The organism is Pseudarthrobacter woesei, from assembly GCF_055412745.1.
The window spans coordinates 68,466-83,718 of record NZ_JBVAYU010000011.1 but is presented as its reverse complement, the minus strand read 5'-3'; the positions used below and the strand labels follow the sequence as shown (position 1 = coordinate 83,718).

12 protein-coding genes and 2 pseudogenes are annotated in these 15,253 nt (G+C 67.7%); 7 read left to right on the top strand and 7 right to left on the bottom strand.

The window, feature by feature from the left end; genetic code table 11:
• Positions 1 to 6: 6 nt before the first annotated feature.
• Positions 7 to 1,563: a dihydrolipoamide acetyltransferase family protein gene (locus tag ACZYZE_RS15255; protein WP_463908592.1), complete on the top strand. Its 1,557-nt coding sequence runs from the start codon at positions 7 to 9 to the stop codon at positions 1,561 to 1,563.
• A gap of 182 nt (positions 1,564 to 1,745) precedes the next feature.
• The gene (locus ACZYZE_RS15250) at positions 1,746 to 3,353 is read left to right on the top strand and encodes an AMP-binding protein (protein WP_463908590.1); all 1,608 of its coding nucleotides are present in this window, start codon (positions 1,746 to 1,748) and stop codon (positions 3,351 to 3,353) included.
• A 70-nt stretch (positions 3,354 to 3,423) separates the two neighbouring features.
• Here the strand turns inward: ACZYZE_RS15250 and ACZYZE_RS15245 are convergent, their stop codons facing one another.
• The 3 genes from ACZYZE_RS15245 to ACZYZE_RS15235 all read right to left on the bottom strand — a co-directional run bounded on the left by ACZYZE_RS15245 (position 3,424) and on the right by ACZYZE_RS15235 (position 5,908).
• Positions 3,424 to 3,855: a universal stress protein gene (locus ACZYZE_RS15245; protein WP_463908588.1), complete on the bottom strand. Its 432-nt coding sequence runs from the start codon at positions 3,853 to 3,855 to the stop codon at positions 3,424 to 3,426.
• A gap of 53 nt (positions 3,856 to 3,908) precedes the next feature.
• Positions 3,909 to 5,201: an aminotransferase-like domain-containing protein gene (locus ACZYZE_RS15240; protein WP_463908587.1), complete on the bottom strand. Its 1,293-nt coding sequence runs from the start codon at positions 5,199 to 5,201 to the stop codon at positions 3,909 to 3,911.
• Positions 5,202 to 5,344: 143 nt separating this feature from the next.
• Complete coding sequence (locus tag ACZYZE_RS15235) at positions 5,345 to 5,908, bottom strand: NAD(P)H-dependent oxidoreductase (RefSeq protein ID WP_463908585.1); 564 nt, start codon at positions 5,906 to 5,908, stop codon at positions 5,345 to 5,347.
• 125 nt (positions 5,909 to 6,033) lie between these two features.
• Between ACZYZE_RS15235 and ACZYZE_RS15230 the strand changes: the two genes are divergently transcribed.
• From ACZYZE_RS15230 to ACZYZE_RS15220, 3 genes and pseudogenes are all read left to right on the top strand, one after another.
• A complete protein-coding gene (locus tag ACZYZE_RS15230; protein ID WP_463908583.1) occupies positions 6,034 to 6,630 on the top strand; it encodes a TetR/AcrR family transcriptional regulator in 597 nt (198 codons plus the stop codon).
• A 120-nt stretch (positions 6,631 to 6,750) separates the two neighbouring features.
• Positions 6,751 to 7,980: pseudogene (locus ACZYZE_RS15225) on the top strand (ABC transporter family substrate-binding protein); the annotation flags it as partial.
• A gap of 112 nt (positions 7,981 to 8,092) precedes the next feature.
• On the top strand, positions 8,093 to 9,151 hold the full coding sequence (locus ACZYZE_RS15220; protein WP_463908581.1) for a Gfo/Idh/MocA family protein: 1,059 nt from the start codon (positions 8,093 to 8,095) through the stop codon (positions 9,149 to 9,151).
• 58 nt (positions 9,152 to 9,209) lie between these two features.
• On the opposite strand, the gene ald is transcribed toward ACZYZE_RS15220, so the two are convergent.
• Positions 9,210 to 10,328: an alanine dehydrogenase gene (gene ald / locus ACZYZE_RS15215; protein WP_459319250.1), complete on the bottom strand. Its 1,119-nt coding sequence runs from the start codon at positions 10,326 to 10,328 to the stop codon at positions 9,210 to 9,212.
• A gap of 138 nt (positions 10,329 to 10,466) precedes the next feature.
• On the opposite strand from ald, the pseudogene ACZYZE_RS15210 reads away from it, so the two are divergent.
• Positions 10,467 to 11,806: pseudogene (locus tag ACZYZE_RS15210) on the top strand (PucR family transcriptional regulator).
• A 6-nt stretch (positions 11,807 to 11,812) separates the two neighbouring features.
• Here ACZYZE_RS15210 and ACZYZE_RS15205 read toward each other — a convergent pair.
• The 3 genes from ACZYZE_RS15205 to ptsP form a co-directional block, all read right to left on the bottom strand.
• Positions 11,813 to 12,082, bottom strand: coding sequence for a hypothetical protein (locus ACZYZE_RS15205; protein ID WP_463908579.1), 270 nt, complete (start codon positions 12,080 to 12,082; stop codon positions 11,813 to 11,815).
• Positions 12,083 to 12,156: 74 nt separating this feature from the next.
• Positions 12,157 to 12,579 carry a helix-turn-helix domain-containing protein gene (locus tag ACZYZE_RS15200; RefSeq protein WP_463908577.1) on the bottom strand — a complete coding sequence of 141 codons (423 nt, stop codon included), beginning with the start codon at positions 12,577 to 12,579 and terminating at the stop codon, positions 12,157 to 12,159.
• A 42-nt stretch (positions 12,580 to 12,621) separates the two neighbouring features.
• The gene (ptsP, locus tag ACZYZE_RS15195; RefSeq protein WP_463908575.1) at positions 12,622 to 14,307 is read right to left on the bottom strand and encodes a phosphoenolpyruvate--protein phosphotransferase; all 1,686 of its coding nucleotides are present in this window, start codon (positions 14,305 to 14,307) and stop codon (positions 12,622 to 12,624) included.
• Positions 14,308 to 14,508: 201 nt separating this feature from the next.
• Here ptsP and ACZYZE_RS15190 point away from each other — a divergent pair, with 201 nt between their 5' ends.
• On the top strand, positions 14,509 to 15,237 hold the full coding sequence (locus ACZYZE_RS15190; protein ID WP_459319255.1) for a TetR/AcrR family transcriptional regulator: 729 nt from the start codon (positions 14,509 to 14,511) through the stop codon (positions 15,235 to 15,237).
• The last annotated feature ends 16 nt before the right edge of the window (positions 15,238 to 15,253 follow it).

Genomic DNA, 15,253 nt, shown 5'->3' with positions numbered 1-15,253 from the left:
GAAAACATGACTCTCCACAAGTTCAACCTCCCCGACGTGGGTGAAGGGCTGACCGAGGCCGAAATCGTCTCCTGGAAGGTCAAGGCCGGCGACACCGTCGCCATCAACGATGTCCTGTGCGAGATCGAGACCGCGAAGTCCCTCGTCGAGCTGCCCTCGCCGTTCGCCGGCACCGTCACCGAGCTGCTTGTCGCGGAGGGCGTGACGGTCGACGTCGGTACCCCCATCATCAGCGTGTCCGACGCTGCCGCCCCGGATGCTGCCGCCCCTGCGGCTCCCGACGTTGCGGCGCAGGCTTCCGCGGCTCCGATGTACGGCCAGCTTGAAGAGGACATGTCCGACGCCGGCGAGCCGGCCGGGCGCCCGGCCGGCGGTCCGCTGGTGGGATCCGGGCCCAAGGCTGACGCCGTGAAGCGCCGCCCGCGGGTTTCCGCTGCCCCGGCGATCTCGACAAGCTCAATCACCGGACCTGCCCGGGAAGCCGAGCCTGGGGCCACGCCCGCCAGGTTCCCTGGCCGAGCTAGCGAGGTTAGGGAGCGGGTGGGGATGGAGGGCCACGACATCTGGATCAGCCCGGAGCCTGTCGCCCAGGCCCTGCGGCCCGTCCCCACGGAAAGCACCGACCAGCGGCCCACCTTCGGCGGCGCCATCACCGGCCTCGTCAACCGGGTGCTGGCCAAGCCGCCCGTGCGAAAGATCGCCCGGGACCTCGGCATCGACCTCTCCGACGTCATCCCCACCGGCGCCCGCGGCGAAGTGACCCGCGAAGACCTCGTCAGCTACCAGGCCCAGCGTGACGCCGAGGTGGACCAGGCGGACACCTTCTGGGGCACGACCGGCCGCCCGCAGGAGCAGCGGATCGAACGGATCCCGGTCAAGGGCGTCCGCAAGGCCACCGCGAAGGCCATGGTCGAGTCTGCCTTCGCAGCCCCGCACGTGAGTATCTTCGTGGACGTCGACGCGAGCCGCACCATGGAGTTCGTCAAGCGCCTCAAGGTCTCCCGCGACTTTGAGGGCATCAAGGTCTCACCGCTGCTGATCCTGGCCAAGGCCGTCATCTGGGCCGCGGCCCGAAACCCCAGCGTCAACGCGACCTGGGTGGACAACCCGGACGGCAGCGACTCGGCCGAGATCCACGTCAAGCACTTCATGAACCTGGGCATCGCCGCCGCAACACCCCGCGGCCTCATGGTGCCCAACATCAAGAACGCCCAGGACCTGTCCCTCAAGGAACTGGCCCTCGCGCTGAACGACTTGGCCACCACGGCCCGCGCCGGTAAGACCCAGCCGGCGCAGATGCAGGGCGGCACCCTGACCGTTACCAACATCGGCGCCCTTGGGATCGACACCGGCACCCCGATTATCAACCCCGGCGAGGTGGCCATCGTTGCCTTCGGTACCATCAAGCAGAAGCCCTGGGTCCTTGACGGCGAAGTCATTCCGCGCTGGATCACCACCCTCGGCGGCTCCTTCGACCACCGGGTAGTGGACGGGGACCTCTCGGCGCGCTTTATGGCCGATGTCGCCGCAATCCTCGAAGAGCCGGCCCTCCTGCTGGACTGATACTGCCGGACGCAGCGCAACCCCCGCGGGCCTTCCCTGACTCCCCATGAGGGGTGGCGGCGCGGGATGAGGGGTGGCGGCGCGGGCCAAATCCGCGCTTTCCTGTCCCCGGGCCGTTGGTCGGCACTAGAGTGGCACCAGCCGCCGCCCGCCGGGTGGACGCAGATCAAAGGAGATGTTGCGTGTTTTCGAGCCCGTTCCCCGACGTGGATATTCCCAACGTCAGCCTTTATCAGTACCTTTTTGGCGGCCTCCGCGAGGAGGACCTGGACCGGATCGCCGTTATCGACGGGACGAGCGGCGCGGAGACCAGCTACCGCACGTTGCTGGCGCAGATCGATGCCCTGGCCGGAGCCGTCGCGGCCCAGGGACTCGGCGTCCATGGCGTGGCGGCGATCCTGTGCCCCAACGCCCCGGCCTTCGCGGTCGTCTTCCACGGCCTGCTGCGGGCCGGCGCGACGGTCACGACCGTTAACTCGCTCTACACAGCCGATGAGATCGCGCTTCAGCTCGCCGACGCCGGAGCGGAGTGGCTGTTCACCGTCTCGGCGCTGCTGCCCGGCGCTAAGGAAGCTGCCGCACGGGCCGGGATCCCGGCCGAACGGCTTGTGGTGCTCGACGGCGCCGAAGGGCACCCCTCGCTGCGGGACCTGCTCACCACGGGCGCGCCGGCCCCCGACGTCAGCTTCGATCCGGCCACGCATGTCGCCGTGCTGCCCTATTCCTCCGGGACCACGGGACGGCCCAAAGGCGTTATGCTCAGCCACCGGAACCTGGTCGCCAACGCGGAGCAGTCCCGCGGCCTGCTCAACGTCGCTGCCGACGACCGGCTGCTGGCGCTGCTGCCGTTCTTCCACATCTACGGCCTGACCGTCCTGCTCAACCTTGCCCTGCGCCAGCGGGCCTGCCTGGTCACCATGCCCAGGTTCGATCTAGCCGAGTTCCTTCGAATCATCCAGGACCACAAGTGCAGCTACCTCTTCATTGCACCTCCCGTGGCCGTTGCGCTGTCCAAGCACCCGCTGGTCGGCGAGTACGACCTCAGCTCGGTCCACACCACCCTCTCCGGCGCGGCACCGCTCGACGGGGACCTGGGAACCAGTCTCGCCAAGCGCCTGGGCTGCCGGGTACTGCAGGGCTACGGCATGACCGAGATGAGCCCCGTCTCCCACCTCATCCCCGTGGACGCCACGGATGTGCCCGTCAGCTCGGTGGGCTACACGGTGCCGAACATGGACTGCCGCCTAGTGGATCCGGCCACCGGGGAGGAGATCGAGGTCCCCGCCGAAGGCGCCAGCGCCCCGGGCCACCTGCTGTGCCGCGGACCGAACGTGATGCTCGGCTACCTGAACCGGCCCGAGGAAACGGCGGACACCCTCGACGCCGACGGCTTCCTGCACACCGGCGACATCGCCACTGTGCGGTCCGACGGCGTCGTGACAATCGTGGACAGGCTCAAGGAGCTCATCAAGTACAAGGGCTACCAGATCGCCCCTGCCGAGCTTGAGGCGCTGCTGCTGACACATCCGGGCATTGCCGACGCCGCCGTGATCGGAACCCCCGACGCCGACGGCCAGGAAGTGCCGATGGCGTTTGTGGTCCGGCAGCCCGGTGACGACGGCGCGCGGCTCGACGAGGCAGCAGTGATGGACTTCGTTGCCGCCAAGGTGGCGCCGTTCAAGAAGATCCGCCGGGTGGAGTTCATCGACGCTGTGCCCAAGTCCTCCTCCGGCAAGATCCTGCGCCGGATACTGAAGACGGCCCCGGCTGCGGCCGGCGGGAAGGCCTGACCCGCCTCATATCAGCCGGCAGTCCAGGCGCCGGTGCTCCCGGACGTGTCCTGGCTGCCGGCACTATGCGTTATTCGGCGGCGTCGGTCTTGGCGATGTAAACGTCGCAGGGAGCATTGTGGGCCACGCTGTTCGCAACGCTCCCCAGCACCCGGCCCAGTCCCTTCATCCTTCGGTTGCCGACCACAATCAGCTGCGCGCCGGCGCGGGATGCCTCGTCGATCAGGGCTTCGGCGGGCTTACCCCGGGCGGCGGCGTAGGTGACATTGACCTCAGGCGTTCTGAGGCTGTTGGCGACGCTCTTGGCGACCTTCTCCGCTTCGCCGGCATCGGAGACAATCCATTTGTCGCTGCCGCTGCCGAAGACTTCGGTCCGGTCGCTGTCGAAGGCGCTGACCACATGCAGGGTTGCCCCAAGGGAGACCGCCAGGCCTCGCGCGGTCTGCGCGGCCTTCATCGCAGTTTCACTGCCATCGACGCCGACAACAATAATTCCGGTCATAAAATACTCCTTGGGGTCAACGATCGTCTTCGGCCATGCGCCGTTGACTCAGGCTACAACGCTGCGATGGCTTCCCGCAGGACCGGCGCCAGCCTGCGGACGCCTTCGCGGATGGATTCCGGCGGGACCGCACTGAAGGCTAGCCGGAGCTTGTTGGACGGTTCATCCGAATGCGTAAATGCCGCACCGGGAATGAATACGACGCCGGCGTCGATCGCCTTCCTCAGCAGCGGATAGGTGTCCACACCGTCCGGCAGGGTCACCCAGACGAAGAAGCCGCCTTCGGGGCGGGTCCAGCTGAGGCCGTCGGGCATGTAGTCGTCGAGGGCCGCGAGCATCGCGTCGCAGCGGTCCTTGTATAGCCCCCGGTACGTTTCGATCTGGCCGCGCCAGTCGTAGTCGCGCAGGTAGGCGGAGACCAGCATCTGGTTGAGCGTGGGCGGGCACAACGTCACGGCCTCGGAGGCCAGGTAGTAGCGGCGCTGGAGGTGTGCGGGGACAAGGGCCCAGCCGATCCGCAGGCCCGGCGCGAAGATCTTCGAGAAGGACCCCATGTAGATGACATCGTCCGGGTTTGCTGCCCGCAGCGGGGTCAGCGGTTCCCCGTCAAAGCGCAGCAGGCCGTAAGGGTTATCTTCCAGCACTAAGATATTCGCATTGCGGCATATATCGACGACCTGCTGCCGGCGCTCCTGGGACAGGGTGATGCCGGAGGGGTTGTTAAAGCTGGGGATCGTGTAGAGGAACTTAATGTTCTTGCCGGCGGTCTGCAGGGCGGCGATTTTGGCTTCGAGCAGGTCCGGGACGATGCCGTCCCCGTCCATCGGTACCGTGGCAACCTGCACCTGGTAGGCCTCGAACGTGTTCAGCGCGCCAACGTAGGTGGGGTCCTCCACCAGGACCACGTCACCGGGGTTGCAGAAGACCTTGGTCGCGACATCCTGGGCGGACTGTGAACCCGCGGTGATCACCACGTTGTCGGGGTTGGCGTCCAGGATCCCTTCCGCGGCCATAACCTCGCAGATCTGGGTCCGGAGTTCCTCGGTGCCCTGCCCTCCGCCGTACTGCAGGGCTGTCATGCCTTGTTCGGCGATGATCTTCGCGGCGGTCTGGCCGAGCCGCTCGAGCGGGAGGGACTGGAGGTACGGGCTTCCGCCGGCGAGCGACACGAGGCCGGGGCGCATCGAGATGTCGAAGACATCGCGGACTGCCGACTGCTTGATATTTGCTGCGCGCTCCGAGAAGAGTTCCTCGTGGCGGTGGGCGGACGTAGCCGCACGTTCGATTGCGTCAATTGCCTCGGCCGGAAGTGTTTCTGCGGCGGCATCAAGTGTTTCGTGGGTCACATTTCCAAGGGTACAGCCCGTGTTGTCTTGCAGGCAACGTTTGTTCACAAAACGCCCCGAGCTGCGGCATCCCTCCGGCGGACGCGGAACGTCCCCGGCAGAGTCTGCCGGGGACGTCGCAGGTAAAGCGCGGAGCGAGGGGGCTAGGCTGCGGACGGCGTCCGGGACTCGGCGAGGGCGTCGAAGACGCCCCTGATCTGTTCGACAACCTCGGCGTCGTCCTTCGGGTGGACCGCGGCGAAGCGGACCATCGACCCGGGGACAGCCAGCTTGACGTCCTCGAGAACCCGGGCGCCGGCGATGCCGACAGCTTTTCGGGCCTCATCCTGGGCCCAGACTCCGCCGAACTGGCCGAAGGCGGTGCCAACGACGGCGGTCGGCTTGCCGCTCAGGGCCCCGGCGCCGAACGGGCGGGACAGCCAGTCGATGGCGTTCTTGAGCGAGGCGGGAACGGTGCCGTTGTGTTCCGGGGTGACCAGGAGCAGGGTGTCGGCGGCGTTGGCAGCGGCGCGCAGGGCGGCGGCGGCGGCCGGGACCTGGCCCTCGACGTCGATGTCCTCGTTGTAGAACGGGATGTTGCCGAGGCTGTCGTGGATGATGACTTCCACCTGCTCCGGGGCGTTCAGCTGGATCGCTTCGGCCAGCTTCTGGTTGGTGGAATCGGCGCGCAGGCTGCCGACCAGGGTGAGAACGGTGTTCTTGGACATGTGAACTCCTAGGTATCGTGCCGCGGAGGATCCTGCGGCTGACGGATCGTGGAGGCTTTGCCGGCCTTCACTGAATCAAAACGGACTGCGGTCCGCTTCTATTCCCCGGGGCTAGAATGTGCGGTGTGAGCTTAATCCCGATCCGCCCGGGCGTGGAGCCTGAGCGCCGCGACGCCGCCCGGAACCGGGAGGTGCTGCTCCGGGCTGCCCGCGAGCTTATCGAGGAATGCGGGGCGGACGGCCTGACCATGGCCACGCTGGCGCAGCGCGCGGGTGTGGGTAAGGGGACGGTGTTCCGGCGGTTCGGCAGCCGGGCCGGGCTCATGATGACCCTGCTCAGCGACGCCGAGGCCGGGTTCCAGGGGCGCTTTATGTTCGGACCGCCGCCGCTGGGTCCCGGCGCAGCGCCGCTGGAACGGCTCATTGCCTTCGGCGAGGAACGCATTGCCTGGGTGCTGGAGTTCGGGGAGCTTGCCCGGGCCGCGGATGTGTCCGCCCGCAACAGGTTCGACGTGCCGGCCGCCGTGCTCTGCCGCCGGCATCTGGAGATCCTGCTGCAGGAGGCGGGTGTGGCAGCCGATCCCTGGCTCATGGCCACCTCGCTGAGCGCCACGCTCGAACCGGAGCGCCTCCTGCATGCCGTCAGGATGCACAAGATCACCCCGGAACGGCTCGCCGCGTCCTGGCGGGAGCTCACCTCGTGCGTGGTCCGCGGAGCGTAGGCTGCTCGGGATTCCAAGCGGCCGCCGGCTAAATCTATTCCCCTGAGTTATTCATAACGATCTGATACCCGACTCGCGGAACACCGCCTCCGGGCGCACCCGCCGGCACCGTGTCTCAAGGGCGAGAACAAGGACATCGACGTCGTCACTTCCGGCGCGTACGAGTTCGTTGACTCCGTCAAGGCCGGTGCCAGCAACAAGGAAGTTGTTGTCACCACCACCCAGCCCGTCTACCCGCTGGATTCGCTCTTCACCGGCCTGATCCACCCGGCCGTGAACACCCCCGCGATCTTCAACGAAGGCTTCACCGGCGACATGCACCCGGAGCGGATGGCCGGCCCGTTCAAGCTGGACAAGTACGACGCCGCCGCCAAGACCGTTACGCTGGCCCAGAACGACAAGTGGTGGGGCACCAAGCCGGTCCTGGAAAAGGTCATCTTCCGCCAGCTGGAGACCAGCGCCCAGATTGCTGCGTTCAAAAACGGTGAAATCGACGGCGTCTCGGCCAACACCATCACCCCTTACAAGCAGCTCGACGGCACCAAGAACTCCGAGGTCCGCCGCGGCCAGCGCCTCTTCGCCGGCGGCCTGAACCTGAACGCCCAGAAGGCGCCGATGAGTGACGTCGCGATCCGCAAGGCGATCTTCACCGCCGTCGACCGCGAAGCGCTGCGCAAGGTCCGCTTCAACGGCCTGAACTGGGAAGAAACCAGCTCCGGATCGATGATGCTGCTGCCGTTCTCCAAGTACTACGAGGACAACTACCCGGTCAAGGAATCCGGACCCGAGGCCGCCAAGAAGGTCCTCACCGACGCCGGGTACACGGCCAACGCCGCGGGGGTCATGGAGAAGGACGGCGTTCCCGCTGCCTTCAGGATCAGCAACTTCGGTGACGATCCGACCACCCTGGCCTTCACGCAGACCCTGCAGAACCAGCTCAAGGCCGGCGGCATGGACGTCGGCATCGACCAGCGCGCCTCCGCAGACTTCGGCAAGGTGCTGGGCAGCCGCGACTTCTTCATGAGCGTCTCCGGCTACACCGTGGGCCCTGACGCGACCGACTCCGTGAAGCAGTTCTACGATTCCAAGACGAACGAGAACGAACTGGGCGACGCCGAGCTGGATGCCGGGATCAAAAAGCTCTCCACCATCGCCGACAACACCGAGCGCAACAAGGCAGCGATGGAAGTGGAAAGGAAGCACATGGCGAAGTACTTCTCCATGGGCGTTGTGATGAACGGTCCGCAGATCTCCTTCGTGCGCACCGGCCTGGCCAACTACGGCCCGTCCCTGTTCAAGAGCCTGTCCCAGGTTCCGGACTGGACCACCCTCGGCTGGGAAAAGAAGTAACTCCCCGCTAAGCAGCGCCTCCAGCAGCGAGGGCCGGCACTCCCCGAATCGGGCGGGCGCCGGCCTTCGCCGCTTAACCGCCCACTGGGGCGCCCGGGAGTAGCGTGGAGCCATGACAACAGACTCCACCCGGCCCATCCGTGCCGCGGTCGCCGGCTTCGGCCTCTCCGGCAGCGTCTTCCATGCCCCGCTGCTCGCGGCCAACCCCGCCTATTCCCTCGACGTGATCGCCACCTCCGACGCCGGCCGGAAGTCCGCCGCGTCCGCCCGGTACCCCGGCGCCCGGCTTGTGGACACGCCGGCGGACATCCTCGGACTCGCCGGCGACCTGGACCTGCTGGTGCTGGGAACACCGCCGGCCACCCACTACCCGCTCGCGAAGGCGGCGCTGGAAGCCGGCCTCGACGTCGTCGTGGACAAGCCTTTTACCGTGCGCAGCGCCGAAGGCGAGGAGCTGATCGGCCTCGCGGCAGGGCTGGGCCGGGTGCTGACCGTCTTCCAGAACCGGCGATGGGACGGCGACTTCCTGACCGTACGCGGGCTGCTGGACAGCGGTGCCCTCGGCACCGTGACCCGTTTCGAATCCCGTTTTGAACGCTGGTCCCCCGCGGTCGCGAAGGCCTGGAAGGCGGACGCGACGGCGGACGACGGCGGCGGGGTGCTGTTCGACCTCGGCACGCACCTGCTGGACCAGGCGCTGGCGCTGTTCGGACCCGCCACGGTCATGCACGCGGAACTGGCGGCGCGCCGGGCGGGCGAGAAGACCGACGACGACGTCTTCCTGGCCCTGCGGCACGAATCGGGGGTTACGAGCCATCTGTGGATGAACATGCTCTGCGCCCAGCAGGGACCCCGCTTCCGGCTGCTGGGCAGCGACGGCGCCTTCACCAAGCACGGCATCGACCCGCAGGAGCCCTTCATCGTGGCCGGCGGCAGCCCGCTGGACCCCGCCTACGGCGTCGAAGACCGGGACTGGGCCGGGCTGCTCGGCAGGGACGGGCACCTGGACCGGCTGCCCACCGAGCGCGGCGCCTACCCGGAGTTCTACCGGATCCTGGCAGCCAAAATCAGCGGCGGCGGGGCCGGATCGGCATTGCCGGTCCCGGTGGACCCGGCCGGGCCGGTGGAGGTCCTGGGGCTGATCGAGCGGGCCCGGTCCCTGCCAGCTTAACTGGACAACGGCAGCCATCCTCGCCGAGGGTGACTGCCGTTGTACGGCAACGCGTGTGTTACGCGGAGACCAGCTGGTGCCAGTCGGCGACGAGGGGCAGATTGTGCGCCTCGGAGACCGAACGGTGCGCGACCTTGCCGGCGGCGATGTTCAGGCCGGCGGCAAGGCTGGCATCGCGGTCAAACGCGGCCTTGACGCCCAGGTTGGCCAGTGAGACTGCGTAGCGCAGGGTGACGTTGGTCAGCGCGTAGGTGGAGGTGTTCGGAACGGCACCCGGCATGTTGGCAACGCAGTAGAAGATCGTGTTGTGGACCTTGTACGTCGGCTCCTGGTGTGTGGTGGGGTGCGTGTCCTCGAAGCAGCCGCCCTGGTCCACCGCGATGTCCACCAGCACGGAGCCGGGCTTCATCCGGGAGACCAGCTCGTTGGTGACGAGCTTCGGGGCCTTGGCCCCCGGGATCAGCACGGAGCCGATCACGAGGTCGGCGTCGACGACGGACTTCTCGATCTCGTAGGCGTTGGAGGCCACGGTCTTCAGGCGGCCCTGGTACTGGGCATCGAGTTCGCGGAGGCGGTTGATGTTGATGTCCAGGATGGTGACGTCGGCGCCGAGGCCCAGGGCCATGGCGGCGGCGTTGGTGCCGGCAACACCGGCGCCGAGGACAACGACCTTCGCCGGGCGGACCCCCGGTACGCCGCCGAGCAGCACACCCTTGCCGCCGGCCGGAGCCATCAGCGAGGTGGCGCCGACCTGGACGGAGAGCCGGCCGGCAACCTCGGACATCGGGGCCAGCAGCGGCAGCGTGCGGCCTTCCTGGACCGTCTCGTAGGCGATGGCGGTGACGCCGCTGTTGATGAGCGCCTGCGTCAATTCCGGCTCGGCGGCGAGGTGCAGGTAGGTGAAGAGGATCAGGCCCTTGCGGAAGCGGTGGTATTCGGCCTTGACCGGCTCCTTGACCTTCATGACCATGTCCGCGCGGGCCCAGACGTCGTCTGCTTCGACGACGATCTCGGCGCCGGCGATGGCGTATTCCTCGTCCGTGATGCCCGAGCCCAGGCCCGCGCCGCGCTCCACCAGGACCGAGTGGCCGTGCGTGCGGAACTCGTGGACGCCGGCAGCCGTGATGGCAACGCGGAATTCATTGTTCTTGATCTCTTTGGGGACACCGATGATCATTGTGGGCTCCAGTCGTGGCGGCCTTGTGGGCCTGGGTGTTTGCGGGGGAAGTCGTACTTCCAGAATAAATCCTGTTGTGAGGCAGGCGACAGGCTCCGCCGCAAGGTCCGGACGGGTTGCCGCGGAATTTGGCGGTTTTTGAAATCCCGCACTCGACATTTGTCGACACGGCAAGCGGCAGGTGTCGCCTGCTGTCCGCCCGCCGGCAGGTGGTGTGGCTTTCGCCCCGGGCCCTCCCCTGGCAGTAGTCTGGCAGCATGCAGCAGCAGGAGGTGGAGCAGCTCGTGGAGCAGGTGGCGCTGAAGCTTGGCCGCGGCCTGTCGCTGGAAGACCTCGACGGCCTCCTGCTCGCCTACAGCTCCAACCAGTCCCACGCCGACCGGGTCCGGGTGAACTTCCTGCTCAGCAAACGCGTGGCCGCGGACGTCAGCGCGTGGCAGCTCTCGCATGGGATCGCGACGGCGGTGCGGCCTGTCGTCGTGCCGGCGAACGAGGAGCTGGGCATGCTGGGCCGCGTCTGCGTGCCCCTGCTGGTGCGCGGCTTCCGGGTGGGATACCTATGGGTCCAGCTGGACGCCGAGGAGCCGAACGCGACGCCGGTCCTCGCCCAGCTGCCCGAGGTCGGCCGCGAAATTGAACAGCTCTCCGCCCTGCTGCTGGACTCCAACACCGCCGAGTCCGAATTCCGGCGCCGGCGCGAGCAGGAGTTCCTGGCCGCCTGCAAGGGCGAGTCCAACGCCGCCGCGGCCGTTGCCGGCTGGAAGGAAGTGCAGGGCCGCGGGCCCTGGCAGCTTGTGACCGTGCTGGATGCCGACGGCTGGGCGGAAGCAGCGGACCCGATCGCCTCCACCCTGATCCACCGCTCCGCCGCGCTTCAGGCCACCATCGGGGTGGACGCGGCCCTGTTCAGCGCCGGCACCCAAACCCACGCCGTCGTGCTGTTCAGGGAATCCACCGGCCGGGCGGACCACGCCCAGGTGCTGGTGCACTACCAGCTGGAACTGGCCAAGCGCTCCGGTCGGTCCGTGCGCCGCATCATCCTCGGGACTTCCGAGGGCTTCGCCAAGCCCCGCGAGATGGCGGAGGCCTACCGGCAGTCCCGGCAAGCGGCCCAGGCCGCGGCAGTGGATCCCCAGCTGGGCGAACTCGTGGACTGCCGCGCCACGGGCCTGTACCAGCTGCTGGCCTCCGCCGGCGGCGGGGCGGGGGCCTGGGCGGATGCGGGCTCGGTGTATTTCCGGATCCTGGAGGACCACGACCGGAACCATGAGCTCCTGCCCGTGCTGGAGCTGTTCTATGACAATGACGGCTCGGTCCAGGAAGTGGCGGACAAGCTGCACCTGCACCGGAGCAGTATCTACAACCGGCTGGGCCGGATCCGGCAGCTCCTGGGCGTGGATCCGCTCAAGGGGATGGCCCGGCTGGAGCTCCATGCGGCGCTCAAGGCGCGGCGCTGGGCGGGCCGGCCAAGGATCTAGAACGCCCTAGGTGCCGTGGCCGTCCCGCTTGGGCCGCTCGGTATCCAGGGGGAGGCCCGGTTCGGTGCGGGCAGGGTCATCCCGCGCCGCCTCCCGCGCCTTTTCTCTCCTGCGGAGAGACATCCGGCTGTCCGTCCACATGGCGACGGCGACAAACGCGACGCAACTGGACATAAACGTGGCCGTGTTGTTCAGCCCCATCGCGGTTCCGAGGATGCCGGTGAGCACCATGGCGGCAATGCCGGCCACGATGTGCCACCCTCTGAACTTACCCACCGTCCAAGCGTAACCCCGGCCTTCTCCGCGTTTCCGCGTAGGGCCGTGATCGTTGCTTGATCCTTATCACGCGGTCACGAAGCATCCGTTGCGCCGTCATTCTCGGGGGTGGGAGCGCCTTCGGCGGTACTGTTCTTCTTCTGGGTTTGGAGCCATGCCATGATGTCGGCCAGCCGGATGCGGCGGTGCGTGCCGCGGTATTCCACCGGGATTTCTCCCCGGTCCGTCATGTTCCGCAGGTAGGTGTGCGAGATGCCCGCCAGCTCAGCTGCCTTCGAGGTGGTGAGCATGTCCTCGACGCTGCTGACGGTGACGGACTCGCCGCGGCTGAACCGGCCCAGCAGGTCGACGACGGCGTCCCGCGCCGCCGGCGGGAGCCGGTGCACGGTGCCGTCCACGAACACCGTGATGTCGTCGCTGCCGTTGAGGGCGTACGTGAGTTTCTGCGCGTCCTCGGCCGGAAGTCCGGCCGTCACCCTGGGAGCAATCAGTGTCATGGTGGCATCCTAGCGCCCCGGGCGGGCCCTCACATCCTGCGTCTACAGGCCGAGCTCTTCCAGTACCGGCAGCTTCTCCCGCACCCAGGCCCGCGCCTCGGTGGCACTCGGGGCGGAGAGCGCCAGCTTGGCCAGCTCCTGCGCCTCGGCCAGCGTAACGGTCTTCAGCACGGCGGCCACGGCCGCGAGGGAACGGGCCGTCATGGACAGGGTGGAGACGCCGAGCCCGGTAAGGACCACGGCGAGGGCCGGGTCCGCTGCGGCTTCACCGCAGACGCCCACCGGCTTGTTGTGGCCCTCCGCGGCGGAGCCTTCGACCGTGAGGCTGACGAGCCGGAGGACGGCGGGCTGCCAGGGGGTGTTCAGCGCGGCCAGCGGGCCGAGCTGGCGGTCCGCGGCCATGGCGTACTGGGTGAGGTCGTTGGTGCCCAGGCTGGCGAAGGCCACCTCCCGGAGGATGGCCTCGGCCGTGAGGGCTGCAGAGGGGACCTCCACCATGACGCCGGGGGTCTTGATGCCCGCCTCCGTGCACAGCGTCGCGAAGCGGGCGGCTTCCTCCGCCGTCGAAATCATCGGTGCCATCACCCAGACGTCGGCTGCGGATTCCTGTTCGGCCCGGGCGATGGCCTGCAGCTGGCGTTCCAGCACGCCTGGCGTGGTGAAGTCGGTCCGGTAGCCGCGGACGCCGAGGGCCGGATTAGGCTCGGTGGCGTCGGTCAGGAACGGCAGCGGCTTGTCCGCGCCGGCGTCGAGCGTGCGCAGAACGACTTTCTTGCCCGGAAAGGCGTCGAAGACGCCCTTGTAGGCGGCGGCCTGTTCATCCACCGTGGGCTCGGTGTCCCGCTCCAGGAAGCAGAACTCGGTCCGGAACAGCCCCACGCCCTGGGCGTTGAGCTTCGCGGCGGCCACGGCGTCCTTGGCGCCCCCGACGTTGGCGAGGAGCGGGACGAGGTGGCCGTCCGCCGTCGCGCCCGTGCCGTCAAAGTCCGCCAGCAGCGAGGCGGTGGCGGCCCACTGTTCGGCGGCGGTGCGCTGGGACTCGTCCGGATCCGCCGTGATAAGGCCGGCGGCACCGTCCACGTAGACTTCGGTGCCGTCCGCGAGCCGGTCGACGCCGGTTGCTGCCACGACGGCGGGCAGGCCGAGGGAGCGGGCAATGATCGCGGTGTGGGACTGCGGTCCGCCGCCCGCGGTAAGCAGGGCCAGGACCTTCTCCGGGTCCAGGGTGGCGGTGTCCGCCGGAGCCAGGTCCTCGGCGATGAGGATGAAGGGGGTCGCGGAGGTAGGGATTCCGGGGGCGGGCACGCCGCGCAGTTCGGCCACGATCCGGGCGCGGACGTCCAGGACATCGGTGGCACGCTCGGCCATGTAGCCCCCCAGATTGTGCAGCATTTCCGCGACGGAGGCGCCCGCTTCCCAGATGGCCCGCTGGCCGGAGGTGCCGCGGGCGATCAGCTTGGCGGCGGATTTGAGCAGCATGGTGTCCGTGGCCATGAGGGACGTGGCTTCGAGGACGGCTTTCCCGTCGCCGCTGACTGTCACGGACCGGGCCTTGAGTTCGTCATGGACGGCCTTCGCGGCGGTCTTCAGCGCCGCCGTGGCATCTTCCGCCGTGACGCCGGCCGGAAGTTGTTCCCCGGCAGGGGGTTCGCTGATCGGTTTGGGCATCTGGCGGATGGTGCCGATGATGCGGCCGGGGCTGACGCCTACTCCTGGGAAGTTCTGCACTGAAGGTCCTCATTCTCTGCCGTGGGCGGTAAGCCATTAAATCAGGTGACGCCGGGGGCCGTCCGAACCGGGCCGGAGGCTCCGTGCCGGATCGTCCGGGTGGGCCAGCCGACGGCAACGTCGGCGGGCGGATCCGGTACCTGGAAAAATTGTATGTGATGCACTTCATATAGCGTTGCTATAGGTGCTAGGGTAGCGGTTATGAGTTTCGATGGCCAGCTTCCGCCCAAGACCCGGCTTCTGCGTGCGGCTGCCGGGCTGCTGGCCAAGTCCGCCGGAGCGGCAGTGTCCACCCGCCAGATCACCAAGCTGGCAGGCGTGACGGCCCCCACCCTGTATCACCACTTCGGTGACAAGGAAGGGCTCTTCGACGCCGTCGTTGCGGCCGGTTTTGAGGAATTCGTGGCGGACGAACGCGACTTCGCGCCGTCCGGACAGCCACTGGAAGACATCCGGCGGATGTGGGACAAACACGTGCAGTTTGGCCTCAAGCAGCCGGAACTGTATCTGGTCATGTTCGGCAATATCCGCCCTGAGAGCCGCCCGGCAGTCGTTGCAGATGCCGAGGCTCTCATGGAGGAGCTGCTGAACAAGGCTGCCGTGGCAGGCCAAATCAACGTCCCGCCGCGGGAGGCAGCCAGGAGTATCCTGGCGGCCAACGTGGGCGTGACCCTCATGCTGATCACGGAAAAGGCGCCCGAGCGGAACCTCGAGCTCTCGTCCATGACCCGCGATGCCATGATCTTTGCGGTATCCACGGACCAGGCCCGGGACAACGGTCCGGAAGCCTCCGGAAAATCGTCAGTGGTCGTGGCGGCGATCGCCCTGAATGCAGCACTTCAGGCCTCGCACTCTGACCAGCTCTCCAGTTCCGAACTGAAGCTCTTCCTCGAATGGCTCCACCGGATCTCCACCCGCTCCACCAGCTAGCTCGGCGACATTATCG